We start from the raw sequence: 19,807 nt of genomic DNA, 5'->3' as shown, positions 1-19,807 counted from the left end.
GAGACATGAGACGACTCTGGCGCCGAACGTGGACGGCGGCGGTCGCGGCGACCGTGGTCGCGGCATCGGCCGTGGGCTGCTCGAGCGACTCGGGCGACTCGAACGGGCAGACGACGCTGCGCATCATCGTCAACATCACTCCGAACCTGACCGAGCAGTACTGGACGGGGCTGTTCGCCAACTACGAGAAGAGCCACCCGGACGTCAAGATCAAGCTGGAGCTGACCGGGACGGTCTCGGCACAGGCGAAGCTGACGCAGGACCTGGCCGCCGGCGACCCGCCGGACATCGCCCAGCAGATCACCCCCACCAAGGAGAACGCGAGCCTGTTCACCGACCTGTCCGACCAGGACTGGATCAAGGACACGCCGCTGGTCGACCAGTACGCGATCGACGGAAAGCGCTATCTCGTCGGCGTGGGCGTGCAGATCCAGTCGCTGGTCTTCTACAACAAGGCCGCGTTCACCAAGGCCGGCCTGGTCGCGGCCGACATCAAGACCCTCGATCAGTTCTCCGACGCGATGGGCAAGCTCAAGGCGGCCGGGTACGCGCCGCTGCAGACCGCCGGCCAGTGGGTTCCCGGTGGGCAGTTCACCCTGGTCAACGACTCGGGCCTGCTGACCGCCGACGCCGACTGGTACGCCAAGCGCAAGGCCGGCTCGGTCACCTTCGCCGGCAGCGACTACGTCAAGTACCTCGAGCGCTACAAGAACTGGATCAGCCAGGGCTACCTGCAGAAGAGCGCCCTGGGCCTGACGTACGCCGACGGCCAGACCGACTTCGTCAACGGCAAGTCGGCCATGTACGTGATGGGATCGTTCTTCGTCCCCGCGGCCGACGCCGCCAAGAAGAGCGACGACATCGGCGTGTTCACCATGCCGACCGACGGGGCGTACCCGTCGGGCCAGGTCGGCAACATCGCCAACCCCTATGTCGTGGCCAGCGCCTCCAAGCACAAGGCGGCCGCGATCGACTTCGTCAAGTGGCTGACCACCGACCCCACCGCGATCGAAAGCCAGCTCGCGGCGGACGGCAACTTGCGCAAGGGCTTCACCTACAAGATGTCCAGCCTCGGCACCGCGGTGCAGCAGATCCTCGACGCCTCGCCGTCGGTGCTGGTCAAGGCGGGCGAGCGCCAGCCGATCAGCGGCTTCTCCAGTGAACTCAACACGCAGGTCCAGTCGCTGTACAGCAACGCCACCGCCCAGCAGGTGGCCGCCGGTTTGGACAAGTGGTGGAACTCGCAGAAGTAACCCGGTCCCAGGCGCGATCCACCGGGTCGCGCCTGGGCCGGTCCCACAGCCGCCGCTGGGCGCGCTTCCGGGCCGGAGCCGTCACCACCGGCCTGCTCGCCCCGTCCGTCGTGCTCTACACGGTGATGACGATCGTGCCGGTCGGAGTGGCGATCTACCTGAGCCTGACCGACTGGAACGGCTTCTCCGAAGCCGCGTTCATCGGCTGGGACAACTACCGGCACCTGTTCGACGATCCGAACACCCAAAGCGCCTGGTATGTGACCGCGATCGTCGCCGTCAGCGGCACCGTGCTCATGATCGGCGGTGGGCTGGCGTACGCGCTGCTGCTCAAACAGTCGTCCCGCACGAACTCGTTCTTCCGGGCGCTGGCCTACTACCCGCACGTCATCAGCGCCCTGATCCTGGGTTACCTGTGGTCGGCGATCCTCGGCACCAACGGCGCGATCAACAACACGGTGGCGAAGTTCGGGATGGGGCCGATCGGCTTCCTCTTCGAGGAGAAGCTCGCCCTGATCTCGCTGATCGGCGTCATCGTCTGGGCCGGGTTCGGGTTCAACGTGGTGCTCTTCGTGGCCGCCCTGCAGACGGTCCCGGCCGAACTGGTCGAGGCCGCCGCCATCGACGGCGCGAGCCGGTGGCAGACCAACCGCCGCGTGGTCATTCCGATGATCGCCCCGGTCGTCACGGTGGCCACCGTCCTCAACCTCATCGGCCTGATCCGCACGTACGACCTGGTCGTCAGCTTGACCGGCGGCGGCCCCGCCGGGGCGACGCAGACCTACGCGTACGTCATCCTGGCCCGCTCCTTCGAGGGGACCAAGGTCGGCTACGCCACCGCCCAGGCCGTCTTCCTCATGGTCGTGTCGGCCGTCCTCGCCCTGGTGGTGACCGCACTGCGGAATCGCCAGGACACGGACGTGGCGAGTTAGGAGGCGTTGATCATGGTCCAAGGACACGCCGGGCGGCCACGGCGATCGCCCGTACGCCCGTTGATGCTGCTGGCCCTGCTGGTGGTCATGACGGTGCCGGTCTACCTGCTGGTGGTCAACAGCTTCAAGTCGCAGGAGGACATCCTCAACAGCCCGTTCTCGCTGCCGTTGGCCGACCTCACCGTCCGGCACCTCATGGACGCGGTACGCAGCCCGCAGTACAACGTCATCCAGGGCTATGGGTTCACCCTCTTCCTGGTCGTCGTCGTCGACATCCTGTGCATCGTGATGGCCGGTCCCGCCGCGTACGCGATCGCGCGCAGCCTCAAACGGCGCACGCAACTGGTGATGCTCTACTTCCTGGCCGGCACCTTCATCCCCGGCGCGGCCCTGATCATCCCGGTGATCTACGTGCTGCGATCGATCGGGCTGGCCAACACCGTGGCCGGTCTCATCGCCCACGACGTCGCCTCGACGCTGCCGGTGAGCATCTTCCTGTTCGTCGGCTTCATCCGCACCATCCCGGCCTCCATCGACCAGGCCGCGATGATCGACGGGGCCGGCCGGCTGCGTACCTTCTGGACGATCATCTTCCCGCTCATGCGACCGGCCGTCGTCACGGTGCTGATCCTCAATTCGATCGGCATCTGGAACGACTTCGTCAGCCCGCAGATCCTGCTGAGCCCGGGCTCGGGCAAGTACACGGTGACCACCGCGATCTACGCCGGAATCAGCCAGTACTCGACCGACCTGACGAAGGTCTTCCCCAACCTGCTGCTGGCGATCGCGCCGGTGGTCGTCTTCTTCCTCTACATGCAACGCCACATCATCAGCGGACTCACCGTCGGAGCGGTGAAGGGCTGACCTGAGGTTCATCGCACGTCGACCATCCATCCACCCGGGACGGGAGATAGGCATGAAAGTAGTCAGCACGAAAGCAGTCGTAGCGGTGCTGGCCGCGGTGGGAGTCGTCCTTCCCGCCGCGCCCGCCGCCGCGCACGGCCGCCAGGGCACCACCTACTACGTCGGAGGCTGGGGCAAGCCGGCGTTCGCGGGCCGGTCGGCCGCCGCGCCGTTCCCGACCATCCAGCAGTGCGCCGACGTCATGGTGCCCGGCGACACCTGCCTGATCATGTCCGGCACCTACGAGGAGACGGTGGTGCCGGCCCGCTCGGGCACCGCCGGCCAGCCCATCACCTACCGGCCCGCGCCCGGCGCCGACGTCACCGTCAGCGGCGCCACGCGCGTGTCCGGCTGGACCCAGGTCACCAGCGCCGCCGTGCAACAGATCGCGCAGACCGACCCGTACGCCGTGGGCTCGCCGTTCAGCGCCGCGGTCGACGCCGGTCACGTCTACAGCACCGCCGTCGACCTCGGCTCCGACGTGTCCACAGTGCAGATCTTCACCGACAAGCGGATGGACGTCGAGGCGCAATGGCCCTACCCGGGGCTCACCCTGCTCGACCCGGTCTTCCAGTACGCGAAGACCGGCAGCGCCGCCGCCACGATCGTCGACCCGGCGCTGACCCGCCCGGCCGGGTACTGGAACGGCGCCCGGGTGCAGACCAACTACTGGTATATCACGGCGACCGGGACGGTGGCCTCCTCCGACGTCGGCTCGGTGACCCTCGACATCGCGCCGCCCTGCATCCACAAGATCGTGCCCAACGACACCCGGTACGCCCTGACCGGCAAGATCGGTGAGCTGGCCGCCCCCGGCACCTGGTTCTACGACGCCCCGGCCAAGCGCCTCTACCTCTACAGCGAGGACGACCCCAGCGCGCACACCATCGAGGCCAAGTCCCGCAAACTCGCCTTCGACCTGCGCAACGCCAGCCACACGAAGGTCGCCGGAGTGAAGCTGTTCGCCAGCAGCATCGAGACCGGCGTCGGCAGCACCAACGATGTGATCGACGGAATCACCGCGACCTACCTGTCGCACTACACCGACATCACCCGGGGCGCGACCGACTGCGGTTCGACGGTCACCCGTGGCGTCGCCGACACCGGCATCGTCCTCAACGGCACCGACAACCAGGTGATCAACAGCGACCTGTCGCTGAGCGCCGGCAACGGCGTGGCCCTGCGCGGGCAGCGCAACTCGGCGATCAACAACGTCATCCACGACGTGGACTACCTCGGCACGTACGCGGCCGGCGTCGCGGTGCAGGGCAACAGCCAGACGGTCACCCACAACACGATCTACCGGGTCGGCCGCAGCGGCGTGAACCTGCAGTGGGACAACGCCATCGGCGGTACGCCGGGCCCGGACCGCATCGCCTACAACGACATCTCCCAGTACGCCAAGCTGAGCCTGGACGTGGCCGCGGTCTACACCTGCTGCGGATCGGACATGCTGCAAACCTCGATCGACCACAACGTGCTCCACGATCCCGCGCCGCGCAAGGGCGTGACGTCGTTCGGCGTGACCGGCGTGTACGCCGACAACGGGCAGAGCAACATCGTCATCGCCAACAACGTCGGCTGGGGCAACCCCGAGGGCACGATCATGCTCAACGGACTCGGCAGCTGCTCGTGCAACAACGGCGTCTACAACAACACCGGCGGCGGCACGTTCTTCTACGTCAAGGGACCGGGCCAGTCGACCGGGACGAAGGTCTACAACAACATCGGCACGTTCCGCGGGCTGACCGACGCCACCAACGGCGGCATGGTCCTGTCGAACAACCTCGCGCCGGAGGTCGATCCGCTGTTCGTCGACGCGGCCGGCCACGATTTCCGGCTCACGGACGCCTCACCGGCACGTCAGCAGGCGATCCCGTTGCCGGGGATCAACGACGGGTCGACCGACCCCGTGCCGAGCCTCGGCGCGTACCAATATGGAGCCCCGATGTGGATCGCCGGCGCGACCCGCTGACGAACCTCAGCAGACGTCCCGGGCCGCGACGAGCGGCCCGGGACGCCCGTGCGTCACTTGCCCCGCGCGGGCTTCTTCTCGGCGCGCAGGTCGGCGACGGGGGCCCGGCCTGCGGCGTGGGCGGCGAACGCCTCAGCGGCCTTGTCCGGGTCGCCGTCGCGCAGCAGCGACATCAGCCGCCCGTGCTCGTCGGCCATCGCATGCCAGTCGCCTTCGAACAGCGGATCCGCGATGGCGTGCAGCGCGCGCAGGCTCGGTTCGAGCAGCTCCCACATGCGCAGGAGGAACTGGTTGCCGGAGGCCTGGCTGACCAGCGAATGGAAGGCGATGTCGGCGTCCCGGAACCGGCTGATGTCGTTGATGGCCACCGCGCGGTGCATCTGATCCACCAGCTCGCCCAGCTCGCGCAGGTGCTCGTCGGTGATCCGCTCGGCGGCCAGGTGGGCGGCCAGCCGCTCCAGCGGTTCGCGGACCTGGCGGGCGTTGTCGGCGTCCTGACCGGAGATCTCCACGACGAAGTTGCCCCGGCGTGGGATATGGGTCAGCAGCCCCTCACGGGCCAGCTGCTTGACCGCCTCGCGGACGGGAGCCTGGCTCACCCCGAGCCGCCGGGCGATCTCGGACTCCACGACGCGCTCGTTCGGTGCGAGCTCGCCCTCCACGATGGCCGACCGCAGCAGCTCGTACACCCGGTCGGAGATCAGCGTGTGCCGGACCTTCTTCGTGCCCAGGGTGGAGGCGAAGCCGCCCGCCGCGTTGTCCGCTGGTTGTTTCGGTGCCATGAGTTCCCCATCATGTGGATACCGGATCCGCTTGTCGATGATAGCGGACCTGCGAGCGTTCATCGCTTATCGATCATGCCTGGTGTCGGGCTCGGTGGCGACCCGGCGCAGGCGATAGACGCGTTCCGCGGTGCCGTGCAGGACACGCTCACATTCGGCCGCCGTCAGGCCGGTCAGGCCGAGCAGGGCCAGCTCCAGCGCCTCGGCCCGGGACCCGGCCGTCAGGCAGATCGGCCAGTCGGAGCCGACCAGACAGCGCTCCGGGCCGAACGAGGCGACGGCGTGCCGCACCAGCTCGGCCACCCGGGCAGCGCGTACGCCCCGCTGCTGGGTCAGCAGTCCCGAGATCTTGATCACCACGTTCGGCCGGCGGGCGGCGTACGCGACGTCGGCCCGCCAGGTCGCCGGGTCCTCGGCGGACAGGTTGCCCGGATTGCCGAGGTGGTCGACGATCACGGTCAGCTCCGGATGCCGGTCGGCCACCTCGGCGGCGGTGCGCAGCGCGCCGTGAATCAGGTTGAGTTCCAACGCCACCCCACGCTCGGCGAGCATCGGCACGAGGGCTCGGGCGGATTCAGGCGTACGCGGCCAGTCCGGGCCGCCCAGCCGCATCCCGTTGGGGGCGTACCGGTCGAGCAGCGCTGCGAACGCGGCCGGCCCGGCATCCGCGTGCACGTGCAGGTTGGCCACGTACCCGGCGATCAGGTCCGGACGGCGCCGCGCCACCTCCCACAGAGCCGCCGTTTCACCGGCGTCGCCGCGGGCGGCCTCGACCAGAATCGACCCAGCCAGCCGCACGCCGGTTCCCGACGTGGCCAGGTCCTCTACGGGGGTTCCCGACGCGGCCAGGTCCTCGACGGAATAGCGTCGGAAGTGTGGAGAATCCGGGCGGATCCACGGATGGCCGTCGGCCGGGTCCCACAGGTGGACGTGGCAGTCGATCACGGTGGCTCCTCGCGTCCGGCCGGCGTACGCCGGTTGACATGTCGCCACCGGCTCGTGAATTGTAGTCATCGGTAATCGATCAGCGATTTGGAGACTCGGTGTCCGTCAAGCCGACCGCCCCCACGGTGTCCGCGACCCGCACCCTGACCACGCCGCCCACCTGGGCGGTCCTCGAACGAGACCTGTTCACCGCGCTGGACTCCGCCTGGCGCGTGTTCACCGAGCGCTACACCGAAGCCGACGGCCGGCTGATCTTCCGCGACACCCTCGGCGTCGGGCTCGACGGGCGCGACGGTGTCGACGACTTCTACGAGCCGTTCTTCAACTGGCCCACACTGCACCTGCTCGGCGGCGGCCAGGACGTCCTCGACGCGGCCCACCGCCACTGGCGCGCCGTCACCGGCCAGCTCGCCGGGATGGGCATGCTGCACGAGGGTATGGAGCGCGGCTACGACTGGTTCCACCAGGGCGAGGGGATGCTGCTGTTCTACGGGCTCTGCCTGGCCCGGCCCGACGACGCCGAACTACGGGCGCTCGCCACCCGGTTCGCCGACTTCTACCTGCCCGGCGGGCCCAACTACGATCCGGCGTACCGGGTGATCCGGGCGCCCCACAACGGTTCCGAAGGACCGCGCTGGGGATTCAGCGACGAAGAGGCGTACTTCCCGTGGAGCCTCGCGCTGCGTCCCTACGGACTGCCGCTGGACTGGATCGACGAGGCCGCCCCCTTCGACGAGCTGGCCGGATCGCCGGACCGCGCCCGGGCCTACGGACGCGCGATGTGGGACCGCATGGGCCGCGGCGACACCCTGGTCAACCTCGCGTCGACCAGTCTGGCCGCCAACGCGTTCCTGCTCACCGGCGACCGCCGCTACGCCGACTGGGTCGCCGAGTACGCCGGCGCCTGGCGCGACCGGCTGACCGGCTCCGAAGTGCTGCCCGACAACGCCGGGTTGACCGGTGTCGTGGGCGAGTACCTCGACGGGCGCTGGTACGGCGGTCACTACGGCTGGTCCTGGCCCCACGGCCTGCACTCGGTCGGTATGGCGGCCCTTGTCGGCGCGGCCAACGCCCTGCTGGTCACCGGCGATCCCGGTTACCTCGACCTCGCCCGCAACCCGCTCGACGTCACCATGCGCCACGGCGAGCAGCGCACCGCCGCGCAGATGGGCACCCTCGGCCGTCGCTGGCGGCCACACCTGGCCGCGATGCCGGCCGACACGACCTTCATGATCCCCCAGCGGCGCGACGACACCGGCTGGTTCGACTTCACGATCATGCCCAACCAGCTGACCGTCTCCCTGTGGCAGCTGACCCGCGATCCGGCCGACCACGACCGCGTCGAGCGACTGCGCGCCCTGTCGGCCTGGGACTGGACGGCGGTCCACACCCAGCGCCTCAAAGACGAGGCCGGGCACGACGAACCCTGGTGGGAATACCTCGCCGGGCGCAACCCCGAGTTCCCCGAACGCATGCTGCGCAGCGCGCTGGCCACGTGCGCGGCCAAGGTCGCCCAGATCGAGAACGATCCAGTGGATCCCGCGACCGGACCGGACACCTTCGGCATCCACCACTGGCAGGACCACAATCCGGTCCTCACCGAGGCGCTGCTGCAGCTGACCACCGGCTCGCCACAGGTGCTCTACAACGGCGGGCTGGCCCACATGCACGTCCGCTACCACGACGCCGAAACGCACCAGGCCGGGCTCCCGGCCGATGTGGCTGCCCTCGTCTCCGACATCGACCCCGGGCATACCGTGATCGAGTTCGCGAACCTCGGCGGAACGCCACGGTCGGTCATCATCCAGGCCGGCACCTACGCCGAACACCGCCTGGACACCGTCAGCGTCGACGACCAGCCGGCCCACCCCGTGGAGGGCCGCTACCTGACCGTGCGACTGCCCGCCCAGACCCAGGTACGCGTCACGCTGACCATGACCCGGCGAGCCGACGCGCCGACCTACCGACGTCCCTGGGATGACCAATGATCACACTGCCACGGCTCGGCATCGGCACCGCACCACTGGGCGGCCTGTTCACCGAAGTCGCCGACCAGGACGCCGCAGCCACCGTCCAGGCGGCCGCCCAAGCCGGTCTCACCTTCTTCGACACCGCCCCCCGCTACGGACACGGACTGGCCGAGACACGCCTCGGGCGCTATCTGCCGGCGGCCGGGATCACCGAACCGGTCATCTCGACCAAGACCGGCTGGCTGCTGCGCCCGACCGGCGAACCCGGCGGGCCGACGCAGGTGGTGCCCGACTGGAGCGAACGCGGCATCCGCGAATCCCTGGAATCCAGTCTCGAACGCCTCGGCCGCTCCCGAGTCGACGTGCTCTACCTGCACGACCCCGACGACTTCCCCGACGAGGTACGCCGAACGGCGTACCCGGCGGTGCGCCGGCTGCGCGACGAGGGTCTCGTGGGCGCCATCGGCTTCGGCATGAACCACAGCGGCCCGCTGGCCGCGTACGTCGCCGAATTCGAGGTGGACGTCGTCCTCATCGCGGGCCGGCTGTCCCTGCTGGACCACGACGCGTTGCACACGCTGCTCCCGGTCTGCCACCAGACCGGCACTGCCGTGGTCGTCGGCGGCGTGTTCAACACCGGCCTGCTCGCCGATCCGAACCCCGACGCGATGTTCCACTACCGTCCGGTCCCGCCGGACGTCCTGGCGCGGGCCCAGCGGTGCGCTGCGATCTGCGCCGAGTTCGGCGTACCGCTGGCCGCGGCGGCGATACAGTTCCCGCTGCAGCACCCCGCGGTCAGCTCCGTCATCGTCGGCTGCCGCTCCGCCGGCGAAGTGGTACGCAACGTGGACGCGTACCACTGGGACATCCCGGACCAGCTGTGGCAGCGGCTGGCCGACGAAGATTTCGTCCCACGTGACCTCGTGGACTCCTGGAGAAGATGACGCCATGCCGATGCAGCCCTGGTTCCCGGACGCCAAGCTGGGGATCTTCATCCACTACGGGATCTACGCGGTCGACGGAGTGCCCGAATCGTGGGCCATGTACACCGGGGAGGTCTCCCGCGCGGACTACCTGGCCCAGATCGACGGGTTCACCGCCGAGCACTACGACCCACAGGCCTGGGCCGACCTGTTCGCGCGAGCCGGAGCGCGCTACGCCGTGCTCACCGCTCGCCACCACGACGGCTTCGCGCTGTGGGACACCGCGTACGGGACCAACAACGTAGGCCGCGACCTGATCGGCCCCTACGCGGAAGCCTTGCGCGACAAGGGTTTGAAGGTCGGCCTGTACTACTCGCACTCCGACTGGACCCATCCCGACTACGCCACCGTCCGCAGCACCGGCGCAGCCAGGTACGTCAACGACAACCGGCTGTCCGCGCCGCCGGAAGGCGGCGAAGACCCGGCGGCGTGGCAACGCTACCTCGCGTACCGCGACGGGCAGGTGGGCGAGCTGATGGACCGCTACCGGCCCGACCTGCTGTGGTTCGACGGCGAATGGGAACGGGCCGAGGAGCAGTGGGGGATCGACAAGCTCGCCGACCGGATCCTGGCCGTCAACCCGCAGACCGTGCTCAACGCGCGCATGCTGTCGCGCGGTGACTACGCCACCCCCGAGCAAGGCGTGCCGATCACGCCGCCGGACGGGCCGTGGGAGCTGTGCCTCACGATCAACGACTCGTGGGGCTACCAAAGCCGCGACACCAACCACAAGTCGGTCCGGCAGCTGGTGCGCTACTTCGCCGAGGCCATCGGCGCCGGCGGCAACCTGCTGCTCGACGTCGGCCCCACCGCCGACGGGCGCATCACACCTGAGCAGACTGCGCGCCTGGAAGGCCTGGGCGGCTGGATCGCCGCACACGCCGAGGCCGTCTACGGCACGGCCGCGGGCCTGCCCGCCGGCCACCACTATGGACCCAGCACCCTGTCCGCCGACCGGCGCACCCTCTACCTCTACCTGTTCGACCAGCCCCGCGAAACGGTCGCGGTCCGCGGTCTGCGCTCTGCCATCCAGCGGGTACGCGTGGTGGGGCGGGACGCCGAACTGGCGCATCGCCGGGACGGCGGCCTCGGCGACGTACCCGGCGTGACGTGGATCGACGCCCCCGCCGCCGCGGACCTCGACGAGTACGCCACCGTGCTCGCGGTCGAGTTCGACGGCGAGCTGGATCTCTACCGAGGCACTGGGCGCGACTGACAGAGGAGGGAACCGCCATGCGCGTGGCACTGCACACCCGGGTGCGCCCGGATCGGATCGCCGACTACGACGCCGCCCACCAGCAGGTGCCGCAAGAACTGGCCGCCGCCATCCGGGACTCGGGCGTCCACGAGTGGACGATCTGGCGCAGCGGATCGGACCTGTTCCACCTGATCGACGTCGACGACTACGCCGCGATGCTCGACCGGCTGTCTGCGCTGCCGGTCAACATCGCCTGGCAGGCGCGCATGGCGGAACTGCTGGAGGTGTCCCACGACTACACGGCCGACGGATCGGAGGCGGTCCTGCCGGTCGTCTGGCGCTTGCCGGACCAACCGTAAGGTCACCCGGCGCTCGTCGGCGGACTGCGGACAGGCTGCCTGCGGCCTACGGCTCGGACGGGGTGGGGCTAGTTCGGCGAACCGTGCGCGCACGGAGGAACCAATGCACCGCGGCCAACGCGATGACGCCGACCGGGTACCAGACGACGTCGACGAGGTCGAACTGCATGCCGAGCAGCTGATGCAACAGCCAGCTGCGCTCGGAGAGCGCCGCAGGGACCGGAGTGAGCTGCGCGAACTCGATGAACCAGCAATACCCGGTCGCGATGATGCCGGCGACCAGTGGGGAGATCCGCGGCCGGATGAAGATCACGATGGTGTAGACGATGGCCCCCGACAAGGCGGCGCCTGAGTACTGGTCGACCGCCCCGTCCGCCACGGCCCGGATCGCGTAGGCCGAACCGGCGAGGGCGGCTGCTGTCACCACCATCAGGAGCCGAGTCCACAGTGCTGCGGAAGACATCGCGCCATCATAGGCGGCCGCATCAGGGCAGCGGATCTCCGGCGTGCCGTTGGGGATGTCCAGGTAGCGTCGCGCGGTCGGTGAAGTCGCCCTCCAGCGGGCGTACCGCATCGCTGAAGTCCAGCTTCTTGTCCGGTCCGACGACGACCATCTGCCCGTCCCGGACGGACTGCTGCACCAGGTCGGCCATTTGCTCCGGGGTGGCATCCGGATGCTCCAGGGCGATCTTGCGGCCGACCTCGTTGTTGTACAGGTCCATCGCCTCACGGGTGCCTGGATTGTTCGGCCCGGTCTCGTGCGCGGTCGTGAACCGCTCGGCCCAGTCCTCGCCGTAGGTCTGGGTCAGCAGCGCGCTGGCGTACGCGTGGCGAAACGCGTCCTGGTGGTCGTCCTCGCCGAACGCGTTCGGGAAGCGTTTCTGGGCTTCGGCGAAGGCCGCCTCCCGGACGGCGTAGACCTCCGCCACTTCGACCGCTGCCCGTTCGCGGAGTATTCGGCGCTCGGAGCCGCTCAATGTCAGGCCCAGGTAGGTTTCCTGATCCGTGTCCGCCTCCACCTGGTACTCCTGCAGGATTCCCAGGCCGGGTCGCCGGGCATTGGGATCCCGGGCCGCCTGATGGATCTCCTCCCGCAGCCCGGGAACCGAGCTGATGATCGCCTGCGCGTGACCGGCGTCGGCCTGGAAATCGGGCAGGTCGCGCCGGGCCATGTCGATCGCGGCCACGGCGACGCTACGCGCGTCGTTCTCGGTCTTCTTGGCTCGTGCGTACAGGTCGCTCGCCTCGTGATAGAGCCGGTCGGCTTCGGCCCGGACCCGGTCGACGTCGTCGCGTTCGCCCAGCTCGCTGAACCAGTCGAGAACGCCGTCCTTGCTGCGCAGATCTTCCCATCGGCGCATCGGCTGCGGACCCGGCTCCGTCACCTCGCCGCGGAGAAGATCGGCGAGCTGGTTCTCCTTCGCCACACCGTCGACGACGAGGTCGATCGCCGTTCGCTGGGCGATCCGATAGTCGTCCAGTGCACGGCCTGCCTTCTCGTAACTGTGCGACAGCGCGTCCAGGATCAGGTCGGCCTCACGTAGTCTCCGGTCGAACAGCTCTCGCGCCGTGCCCGCCCACTCGACCTTCTGGCGTACCTCGTCGAAGGTGGGCTGGGCCGATGCGATGAGCCGAGCCACGCGATGGAACTCCTCGGCCCCGATCATGATCCGCTCCGGCCGCATGTGTTCGACGTACGCGACGTCGTCGCGGTAAGTCGCCATCGTTGTCCTCCTACGGAGCTCGATACGTGGAGTTGCGCAGGAAGGAGTCGAGCGTCGCCTGCGCCCGGGCGTCGACGGCGTGGTACGCGCCCACGGCTGTCTTGAGTTTCGTGGACAGGGCGGCGATCAGTGCGACCGCGTCTTCGAACTGGTTACCCGCATAGGTCGCGAACTCGGCGGTCACCCGCGCGAGATGTTCGTGGGTCGCGGGTGCCGCTACTTTGCCGGAGAGCGCCGGCTCCGGGCGGCCCGCCTGTAGCAGACCGGCCAGCTCGACCAGCGCGTTAGCGCTGTTGTCCAGCGACTTGGGTCGGACGTTGGTCAACGTTTCCTCCCTCGGACGGCTGTGGTCGGCGGGCTACCCGCACGCTAGCCAGGGTCACGGCGGCGACGTATCAGTGCCTGTACTGAATCTGCCGCCGTAGTCGTCGGTTTGACGGTTGTCATCGTCGGACGGACGGCGTCCTGGGCGCACGGGCCGATGTCCCGTCCCAGCCGGGACATCGCCGTTTGTCAGTCCGTCGACGCCGGTGCCACCGTCCTGAAGCCAAGGACGCCGGGCTGCCCGCCGACGGGAGCGGTTCCCACCGGCTGGCCGTCGGCAGCGCGGCCGGGCCGTTCACCGACTTGGACGGGTTCACCTGGGAGGCCGCCGCCTGATCCAGCCTGTCCCGGTGCTGAGCCGGGTGGGCGTTCAGACCAGGGTGGGGATGCGTTCGGCGACGGCGGACTGTTCGGCCTCCCGCAGGGCTCGAGTGGTGACCCGGGAAGCGAACAGCAGCGCTGCGAGCCCGAGTCCGACCGCGGCGGCGAGGAACGTGGCGCGGACGCCCAGGCCGCGCCCGAGCAGGCCGCCGGCCAGCGCGCCGAGCGGGACGACACCGAGCACGATCAGCCGGTACGCGGCCGTGACCCGGCCCAGCAGTTCGTCGGGGACCGTCGCCTGACGCAGGGTGCTCACGACGATCTGGTTCAGCGACGAGGCGACGGCCGCGCAGAACATGCCGGTCAGGGCGAGGGGAGTGCTCCCGCCCAGGCCGAGGACGGCATAGCTGGCGGCCGGGACGAGGGCCGCCAGCCAGGTGATCGGACCGCCGCCGACGCGGGGCACGACGTGTTCGGCGAGCAGCGAGCCGATGATCGCCCCAGCCGCGGGTACGCCGATGAACAACCCGTACCGCGACATGGGCACCTGGTAGTCGCCGGTGATCAGCAGGACGAGCAGTCCGCCGGTCGCCGAGCTGAAGAAGTTGATCGAGGCGGAGATGAAGGCGACCCGGCGCAGCAGGTCGTGCCGCCAGAAGTGGATCCAACCTGAGCGGATCTCGTGGGTGATCGAGGTCGGGGTCGAGCGGCGCCGGCCTTGTTCCTCGCTGGTGGGGCGCAGCGCGGGCAGCAGCAGGGCGGCCAGTCCGGCGAGGGCGAAGGCGGCCGCGCCGGTGAAGAAGGCCGCCGACGCCGCCAGCGCGAACAGCGCCGCCCCGGTCGGCGGGCCGACGAAGGTGTTGATGACGGACTGGGTCGCGAACAGCCGGCCGTTGGCGCGTTCGAGCCGCCCCCGAGGCACCAGGCGGGGCGGGATGGTCAGCGCCGCGTTGTCCACCATCGTCTCGGCGCACCCGGCCAGGAACACCGCCGCGTAGAGCAGGCCGACGTGGTGCCAGCCGTTTGCCAAGGTCACCGCGAGCAGCGCGAACCCGGCGGCGCGCAGCCAGTTGCCGGCGGTGAGGATCCGGCGCCGGTCCACCCGGTCGGCCAGCGCGCCGGCGGGCAGGGTCGCGATCAGCCATGGCAGGAACTGCACGACCGTCATGCCGGCCACGACGAGCGGGTCGCGGGTCAGGCTGGCGACGAGCAGTGGAGCCGCCGCCTGCAGCAGCCCGTCGGCGAGGTTCGAGGACGCTTGGGACGCCCACAGCGCGGCGAACGGGGTGCGGGTGGTGCTGGCTGGCACGATGCTGCTCCCGAAGATCTTCTCATGGGTGATTGCCCGATCAGGTGTGAGCATGTCACGTCGCCTTCTCACATGCAATAATGGGTTTACCCGTGAGAGGAGATCGCGTGAGATTCGGTCACATCGCCGGCGATCGCATGCTCGACCTGCTGAACACCGTCGACTGGCGGCTCGGCGGCGATGACCGGGCCGAGCGGCTGCGAAGCTTCGCCGACGTCGTCGACTGGTGCGCGGAATCCGACCTGATCAGCCCACCGGAAGCGGCGAACCTGCGCGACCTCGCCACCACCCACGACGCCGTCGCCGAGCGGGAACGGCAGACGGTCATCACCGCGCGCGAGCGCGCCTACGCGGCACTGGTCGAGGGGGACGCGGCAGCCGCCGCCGACCTCGCCGGCCTGTATCGAACCTCGATCGCCGCCGCCGACCTCGTCCGAGTGGGCGACCGCTGGCACTGGCAAGACCGCGAAACCGGCCTGCGCCTGATCCCGGACCGCATCGTCCGCGGCCTCGTCGCGCTACTCCAACGCGACGACCTCGACCGGCTCCACCAGTGCGAAGACGCCAAGTGCGGCTGGGTCTACCTCGACACGTCACCGCGGCGCAACCGCCGCTGGTGCAACACCAGAGACTGCGGCGACCGCAATCGTGCTCGTGCGTACTACGCGCGGCAGCGCGCCAAGACCCCGCAGCCCTGATCGACGTGGCCGATGCCCGATCCGGCCAACCGAAGTCCCTTGTAGACCAATCGTCGAGCGGCGATCATTGACGAATCGATTGGTCACGATGGTGCGTGGTCACGCCACGCCCCACGACTCAAGGAGACAGCGTGTACCACCCCAATGCACGCCGCGCCCTCACCGTCCTACTCGCCGCCGCCCTCACTATCGGCCTTCCCACCGCCACCCAGGCTGCGCCGGCCGACCCGGTCACCGGCGGTTCGGTCGCCGCCGTCACCGACACGCTCGCCCATCGGCTCGCCACCGAACTCGGCCGGCCCGCGGCCCGGTCGCGGGTCACCGCCGCGGTCGCCGCCAGGCCCGTCGATCTCGCTGCTCTTCGGTTGGGTACGCGATTCGCCGCCGACGTCACCGCGGCCAACCACGCCGTACGCGTGGCCAAGGGACTTCCCGACGGCACGGAATCCCTGCTGCGCGTACGCCTGGCTGACGTGAGCATGCGTTCGCAGGTCGCCCACGGCATCCCGCTGGTCGCCGCCGCACCCTCCGACGACGAGGCCACCACGGTCGTCGCGTACGACCCGGCGGGTGACCGGATCAGCCTGGCCGCCGACCAGGTCCCACACCGTCCCGTCCTGGTCGTCGAGGTCGACACCGCCCGCGCCCTGCCCCTCGGCCTGTCCGTCGTCCGGCAGGTTCTCGCCGCGCAGGAGCCGACGTCGGCGCTCGCCGCTGCCTCGCTCACCGGCGGCTACTGGGCGACGAAGATCAACGCTGTCCGGCTCAGCGACGACAAGGAGCCCTGGATCAAGGGTGATGCCGAGATCTACACCGTCGTCAGCGGCTTCGGTCTCGACGGGCACCCGAAGGTCGACATCGTGCAGATGCCGTACCTCGACAAGGACGGCACGACCTACTACCCGAACCAGCTCCTCGTGCACTTCTCGGCGTACAAGTACAACCTCGCCGACGCCGTCATGATGGAGGACGACGGTGACACCAACTATCTACAGCTCGCTCAGGCCATCGCGGCCGCGCTGCTGACGATCGCCGATGCCGGCGTCTACATCCCGCTCGTCAGCGCGATCCTGGACGCGATGCCGTCGTCGTGGTGGACCGACGACCCCGACTACGTCGACTCCTGGTACAGCCTCGCCACGACCAGCAGCGGCCGCCTCACCGGAGCGGCGGCGAACGGCTGGATGGACGTGACTCCGTACTGGGTCGCCCCGCTGTAGGGACGTGCTGGAGCACAGTGGCGGGCGGTGGCTCCGATGGGCCGCCGCCCGCCGCTGGTCACCAGCTGATGCCGGCTGCCACCGGCCGGTGGTCGCTGCCGGTGGCGGGCAGCACCCAGGAGCTGTCCGGTGTCACCCCGCGGACCAGGATGTGGTCGATGCGTACCACGGGAAAGGCGGCCGGCCAGGTGAAGCCGAAGCCGTCCCCGGCCGCGTCCTGGGTCGAGGTCATCCCTGCGGTGATGCCGCTGAACGCGCGGTCGCCCGTGCTGCCGTTCAGGTCGCCGAGTAGCACCACTCGCTGGTTCCGTTCGGCGGAGAGGGCGTTGGCGAGCGCCGTCGCGTTCCGGTCGCGCGTCTCCGTCGAGAACCCGGCACGAGCGTTCACCCGGACGGATCCCAGGTGCGCCACATAAACCGCGAGCGGCCCGTGGTCGGTGGCCACGGTGGCCCGCAGCGCCCGGCTGTACGGCAGCGTCGCCTCCAGCGGTTTGGCGTCGCCCAACGGCCCGGCGTCCTGCTCGGTGTCGACCGGCCCGACGTCCGACAAGGGCAGCTTGCTCCACAAGCCGACCGTGCCCAGCACGGCGTGATACGGGTACGCCTGCGCCAGTTTCCGCTCGTACACCTCCTGGGCCTGCTCGGTTAGCTCTTCCAGGGCCAGCACGTCGACGCCGGAGGCGGCCAGCGTACGCGCCGTGCCGGCTGGGTCGGGATTTTCGGCCGCCACGTTGTGGCTGGCCAGCGTAAGGTCGCTGCCCGGCTGGGATTTGTCGCCGAGCGTCCCGCCGAACAGGCTCAGCCACACCACGCCCGGCAGCAGCAGGGCGACCGCCGCGGTGGCGGACCGGCGCCAGAACGCCATCGCCAGCAGTATCGGGATGAAGACCCCGAACCAGGGCAGGACGGTCTCGATGAAGCTCCCGAGGTTCCCGATCCGGTTCGGCACCTGCCCGTGCAGCAGCATGACCAGGCCCAGCAGCACCACCAGAGTGGTCAGGACCGGCCCGCGTCGCCACCATCCCGGCCGTGCCGCGCCGGGGAAAGTGATGCCGTCGCTGTCTTGTCGGGTCGCCACCGTGTCCACCTGCGTCATGTTTCGGTCCTCGCTCATTGCCGGTTTCTGCAGCTCACTCCAGCACGCGGCGTGTTACGAGAGTGTGAGCAGAATGGCGGTGGCCGAATCGGGGACGACGCCGTGTCGATCCGGCGGCGGCCCGTTCGACGTGTGGGTGCGCGGGCCGAGCGGCGGCCCGCCGGACGAGGAGTACGCGATGCCGAAGTACATGCTGATCATGCGGGGCACCGATGAGTCGAACGCGGCCATGATGGCGTCGATCGACGAGGCGATGGCGGCGACCGGCCGGTTCATCGAGGAGATGATGAAAGAGGGGGTTCTGCTGGCGGCCGAGGGTCTGGACGAGCCGAGCAAAAGCGTCGTGGTGCACTTCGGCGCCGAGGCCCCCGTGGTCACCGACGGGCCGTACGGGGAGACGAAGGAGTTGTTCGGCGGCTATTTCCTGCTCGACGTCTCGTCGAAGCAGGAGGCGGTCGAGTGGGCCAAGCGGTGCCCGGCGGTGGCCGGATCCCAGATCGAGGTCCGCCGGGTGGCCGGCAGCGATGAGCTTCCGCCGGACTATGAGCGGATCGTGGAGGAACGGGCCGCACGCGAGACCACCGGCCGGGGCTGATGAGCGCGGCCGATGTCGAGGCCGTCTGGCGGATCGAGTCGGCGCGGATCGTCGCCGCGCTGACTCGGTTCACCGGCGACTTCGGGCTGGCCGAGGACGCGGCGCAGGAAGCGGTGGCCGAGGCGCTGGTCTCCTGGCCGCTCGACGCCCCGGCCAATCCGGCCGGCTGGCTGATGGCGACGGCTCGGCGGCGGGCCATCGACACGATCCGCCGCCGGGCCGCTCTGCGGGATCGTTACGCGCTGCTGGCCGCCGAGCCGCCGGTCGAGGAGGATGTCGACCCCGACCGGATCGACGACGACGTCCTGGCCCTGATGTTCATCAGTTGCCACCCGGTGCTGTCGCCGGAGGCGCGGGTGGCCTTGACCCTGCGGGTGGTGGGCGGGCTGTCCAGCGAGGAGATCGCCCGCGCGTTCCTGGTGCCGGTGCCGACGGTGCAGGCCCGCATCACCCGGGGCAAGAAGACGATCGCCGCGGCCGGCGTGCCGTTCGAGGTGCCGCCGGCCGCCGAGCGCCGGGAGCGGCTCGGTGGCGTGCTCAGCGTCCTCTATGTGATCTTCACCGAGGGGTCGACGGCCACCTCCGGTGACCGGCTGCTGCGTCCGGAGGTGGCGTACGAGGCGATCCGGCTGGCTCGCACGCTCGCTGTGCTGCTGCCGGCCGAGCCGGAGGTCCACGGCCTGCTCGCCCTTTTCGAGCTGACGGCGGCGCGCTTCCCGGCCCGGATCGCCTCGGACGGTTCGCCGATCCTGCTCGAGGACCAGGACCGGCGGCGGTGGGACATCTCGGCGATCCATCGTGGCCTGGCCGCGCTGGCCAAGGCCTCGGCTCACGGCCTCGGCCCGTACGGCTTGCAGGCGGCCATCGCCGCGGTGCACGCGTCGGCGCGGTCCGCCGAGGCGACCGACTGGGACCGGATCGTGGTGCTCTACGAGGCGCTCGGCCGGGTCGCGCCGTCGCCGGTGGTCGACCTCAACCGGGCCGTCGCCGTGGCCATGGCCTCGGGTCCGGCAGCCGCCCTGGCCATCGTGGACGAGCTGATCGCCGCCGACCGGCTCCCCGGTTCGCATTTGGTGCCGACGGTACGCGGAGAGCTGCTGGCCCGGCTCGGACGGCGGTCGGAGGCCCGCGCCGAGCTGGAGTCGGCCGCCCGGCTCTGCACCAACCAGCGGGAACGGTCGGTGCTGCTGCGTAAGGCGGCGATGCTGGGCTGACGTGCC

Annotated in this window: 20 protein-coding genes; 13 read left to right on the top strand and 7 right to left on the bottom strand. The window is 69.8% G+C overall.

From position 1 onward, the window contains the following. Nucleotides 1-5: 5 nt before the first annotated feature. From AB0H43_RS11555 to AB0H43_RS11540, 4 genes are read left to right on the top strand one after another with little or no spacing between them, the layout of a single operon-like run. On the top strand, nucleotides 6-1,253 hold the full coding sequence (locus AB0H43_RS11555) for an extracellular solute-binding protein (RefSeq protein WP_359999190.1): 1,248 nt from the start codon (nucleotides 6-8) through the stop codon (nucleotides 1,251-1,253). Beyond that, a complete protein-coding gene (locus AB0H43_RS11550; protein WP_359999189.1) occupies nucleotides 1,235-2,185 on the top strand; it encodes a sugar ABC transporter permease in 951 nt (316 codons plus the stop codon). The genes AB0H43_RS11555 and AB0H43_RS11550 overlap by 19 nt, the downstream gene beginning before the upstream one ends. 12 nt (nucleotides 2,186-2,197) lie before the next feature. Continuing rightward, a complete protein-coding gene (locus AB0H43_RS11545) occupies nucleotides 2,198-3,049 on the top strand; it encodes a carbohydrate ABC transporter permease (RefSeq protein ID WP_359999188.1) in 852 nt (283 codons plus the stop codon). A 52-nt stretch (nucleotides 3,050-3,101) separates the two neighbouring features. After that, complete coding sequence (locus AB0H43_RS11540) at nucleotides 3,102-5,063, top strand: hypothetical protein (RefSeq protein ID WP_359999187.1); 1,962 nt, start codon at nucleotides 3,102-3,104, stop codon at nucleotides 5,061-5,063. Nucleotides 5,064-5,116: 53 nt separating this feature from the next. Here AB0H43_RS11540 and AB0H43_RS11535 read toward each other — a convergent pair whose 3' ends face one another. Next, nucleotides 5,117-5,845: a GntR family transcriptional regulator gene (locus AB0H43_RS11535; RefSeq protein ID WP_359999186.1), complete on the bottom strand. Its 729-nt coding sequence runs from the start codon at nucleotides 5,843-5,845 to the stop codon at nucleotides 5,117-5,119. Nucleotides 5,846-5,911: 66 nt separating this feature from the next. Then, complete coding sequence (locus tag AB0H43_RS11530; protein WP_359999185.1) at nucleotides 5,912-6,838, bottom strand: amidohydrolase family protein; 927 nt, start codon at nucleotides 6,836-6,838, stop codon at nucleotides 5,912-5,914. A 50-nt stretch (nucleotides 6,839-6,888) separates the two neighbouring features. Between AB0H43_RS11530 and AB0H43_RS11525 the strand changes: the two genes are divergently transcribed. From AB0H43_RS11525 to AB0H43_RS11510, 4 genes are read left to right on the top strand one after another with little or no spacing between them, the layout of a single operon-like run. Then, nucleotides 6,889-8,778 carry a hypothetical protein gene (locus AB0H43_RS11525; protein ID WP_359999184.1) on the top strand — a complete coding sequence of 630 codons (1,890 nt, stop codon included), beginning with the start codon at nucleotides 6,889-6,891 and terminating at the stop codon, nucleotides 8,776-8,778. After that, on the top strand, nucleotides 8,775-9,704 hold the full coding sequence (locus AB0H43_RS11520) for an aldo/keto reductase (RefSeq protein ID WP_359999183.1): 930 nt from the start codon (nucleotides 8,775-8,777) through the stop codon (nucleotides 9,702-9,704). The genes AB0H43_RS11525 and AB0H43_RS11520 overlap by 4 nt, the downstream gene beginning before the upstream one ends. A gap of 4 nt (nucleotides 9,705-9,708) precedes the next feature. Further along, nucleotides 9,709-10,959, top strand: a complete 1,251-nt coding sequence (locus tag AB0H43_RS11515; protein WP_359999182.1) for an alpha-L-fucosidase — start codon at nucleotides 9,709-9,711, stop codon at nucleotides 10,957-10,959. Nucleotides 10,960-10,976: 17 nt separating this feature from the next. After that, nucleotides 10,977-11,300: an L-rhamnose mutarotase gene (locus tag AB0H43_RS11510; RefSeq protein WP_359999181.1), complete on the top strand. Its 324-nt coding sequence runs from the start codon at nucleotides 10,977-10,979 to the stop codon at nucleotides 11,298-11,300. A 46-nt stretch (nucleotides 11,301-11,346) separates the two neighbouring features. Here AB0H43_RS11510 and AB0H43_RS11505 read toward each other — a convergent pair whose 3' ends face one another. From AB0H43_RS11505 to AB0H43_RS11495, 3 genes are read right to left on the bottom strand one after another with little or no spacing between them, the layout of a single operon-like run. Next, nucleotides 11,347-11,763: a DUF2809 domain-containing protein gene (locus AB0H43_RS11505; protein WP_359999180.1), complete on the bottom strand. Its 417-nt coding sequence runs from the start codon at nucleotides 11,761-11,763 to the stop codon at nucleotides 11,347-11,349. A 22-nt stretch (nucleotides 11,764-11,785) separates the two neighbouring features. After that, nucleotides 11,786-13,024 (bottom strand): hypothetical protein, encoded by a 1,239-nt coding sequence (locus tag AB0H43_RS11500; protein ID WP_359999179.1) that lies wholly within the window; start codon nucleotides 13,022-13,024, stop codon nucleotides 11,786-11,788. Nucleotides 13,025-13,034: 10 nt separating this feature from the next. Beyond that, nucleotides 13,035-13,349 carry a hypothetical protein gene (locus AB0H43_RS11495; RefSeq protein WP_359999178.1) on the bottom strand — a complete coding sequence of 105 codons (315 nt, stop codon included), beginning with the start codon at nucleotides 13,347-13,349 and terminating at the stop codon, nucleotides 13,035-13,037. A 185-nt stretch (nucleotides 13,350-13,534) separates the two neighbouring features. On the opposite strand from AB0H43_RS11495, the gene AB0H43_RS11490 reads away from it, so the two are divergent. Continuing rightward, nucleotides 13,535-13,684, top strand: coding sequence for a hypothetical protein (locus AB0H43_RS11490; RefSeq protein ID WP_359999177.1), 150 nt, complete (start codon nucleotides 13,535-13,537; stop codon nucleotides 13,682-13,684). A gap of 34 nt (nucleotides 13,685-13,718) precedes the next feature. Here the strand turns inward: AB0H43_RS11490 and AB0H43_RS11485 are convergent, their stop codons facing one another. After that, nucleotides 13,719-15,032 (bottom strand): MFS transporter, encoded by a 1,314-nt coding sequence (locus AB0H43_RS11485; protein ID WP_359999176.1) that lies wholly within the window; start codon nucleotides 15,030-15,032, stop codon nucleotides 13,719-13,721. Between the two features lie 53 nt (nucleotides 15,033-15,085). Here AB0H43_RS11485 and AB0H43_RS11480 point away from each other — a divergent pair, with 53 nt between their 5' ends. Both AB0H43_RS11480 and AB0H43_RS11475 read left to right on the top strand, forming a co-directional pair. Beyond that, a complete protein-coding gene (locus AB0H43_RS11480) occupies nucleotides 15,086-15,676 on the top strand; it encodes a CGNR zinc finger domain-containing protein (RefSeq protein WP_359999175.1) in 591 nt (196 codons plus the stop codon). 131 nt (nucleotides 15,677-15,807) lie between these two features. After that, entirely contained in the window at nucleotides 15,808-16,896 is a 1,089-nt protein-coding gene (locus AB0H43_RS11475; protein WP_359999174.1) for a DUF3103 family protein, read from the top strand. Nucleotides 16,897-16,954: 58 nt separating this feature from the next. Here the strand turns inward: AB0H43_RS11475 and AB0H43_RS11470 are convergent, their stop codons facing one another. After that, on the bottom strand, nucleotides 16,955-17,992 hold the full coding sequence (locus tag AB0H43_RS11470; RefSeq protein ID WP_359999173.1) for an endonuclease/exonuclease/phosphatase family protein: 1,038 nt from the start codon (nucleotides 17,990-17,992) through the stop codon (nucleotides 16,955-16,957). A gap of 73 nt (nucleotides 17,993-18,065) precedes the next feature. Here AB0H43_RS11470 and AB0H43_RS11465 point away from each other — a divergent pair, with 73 nt between their 5' ends. Both AB0H43_RS11465 and AB0H43_RS11460 read left to right on the top strand, forming a co-directional pair. Beyond that, the gene (locus AB0H43_RS11465; protein WP_359999172.1) at nucleotides 18,066-18,587 is read left to right on the top strand and encodes a YciI family protein; all 522 of its coding nucleotides are present in this window, start codon (nucleotides 18,066-18,068) and stop codon (nucleotides 18,585-18,587) included. Further along, nucleotides 18,587-19,801, top strand: a complete 1,215-nt coding sequence (locus AB0H43_RS11460; protein ID WP_359999171.1) for a DUF6596 domain-containing protein — start codon at nucleotides 18,587-18,589, stop codon at nucleotides 19,799-19,801. Before AB0H43_RS11465 ends, AB0H43_RS11460 begins: the two co-directional genes overlap by 1 nt. The last annotated feature ends 6 nt before the right edge of the window (nucleotides 19,802-19,807 follow it).

The organism is Hamadaea sp. NPDC050747, from assembly GCF_040654195.1.
Classification (GTDB): Bacteria; Actinomycetota; Actinomycetes; order Mycobacteriales; family Micromonosporaceae; genus Hamadaea.
The sequence above is the reverse complement of the archived record's forward strand: the minus strand, read 5'-3'. Positions and strand labels throughout refer to the sequence as shown.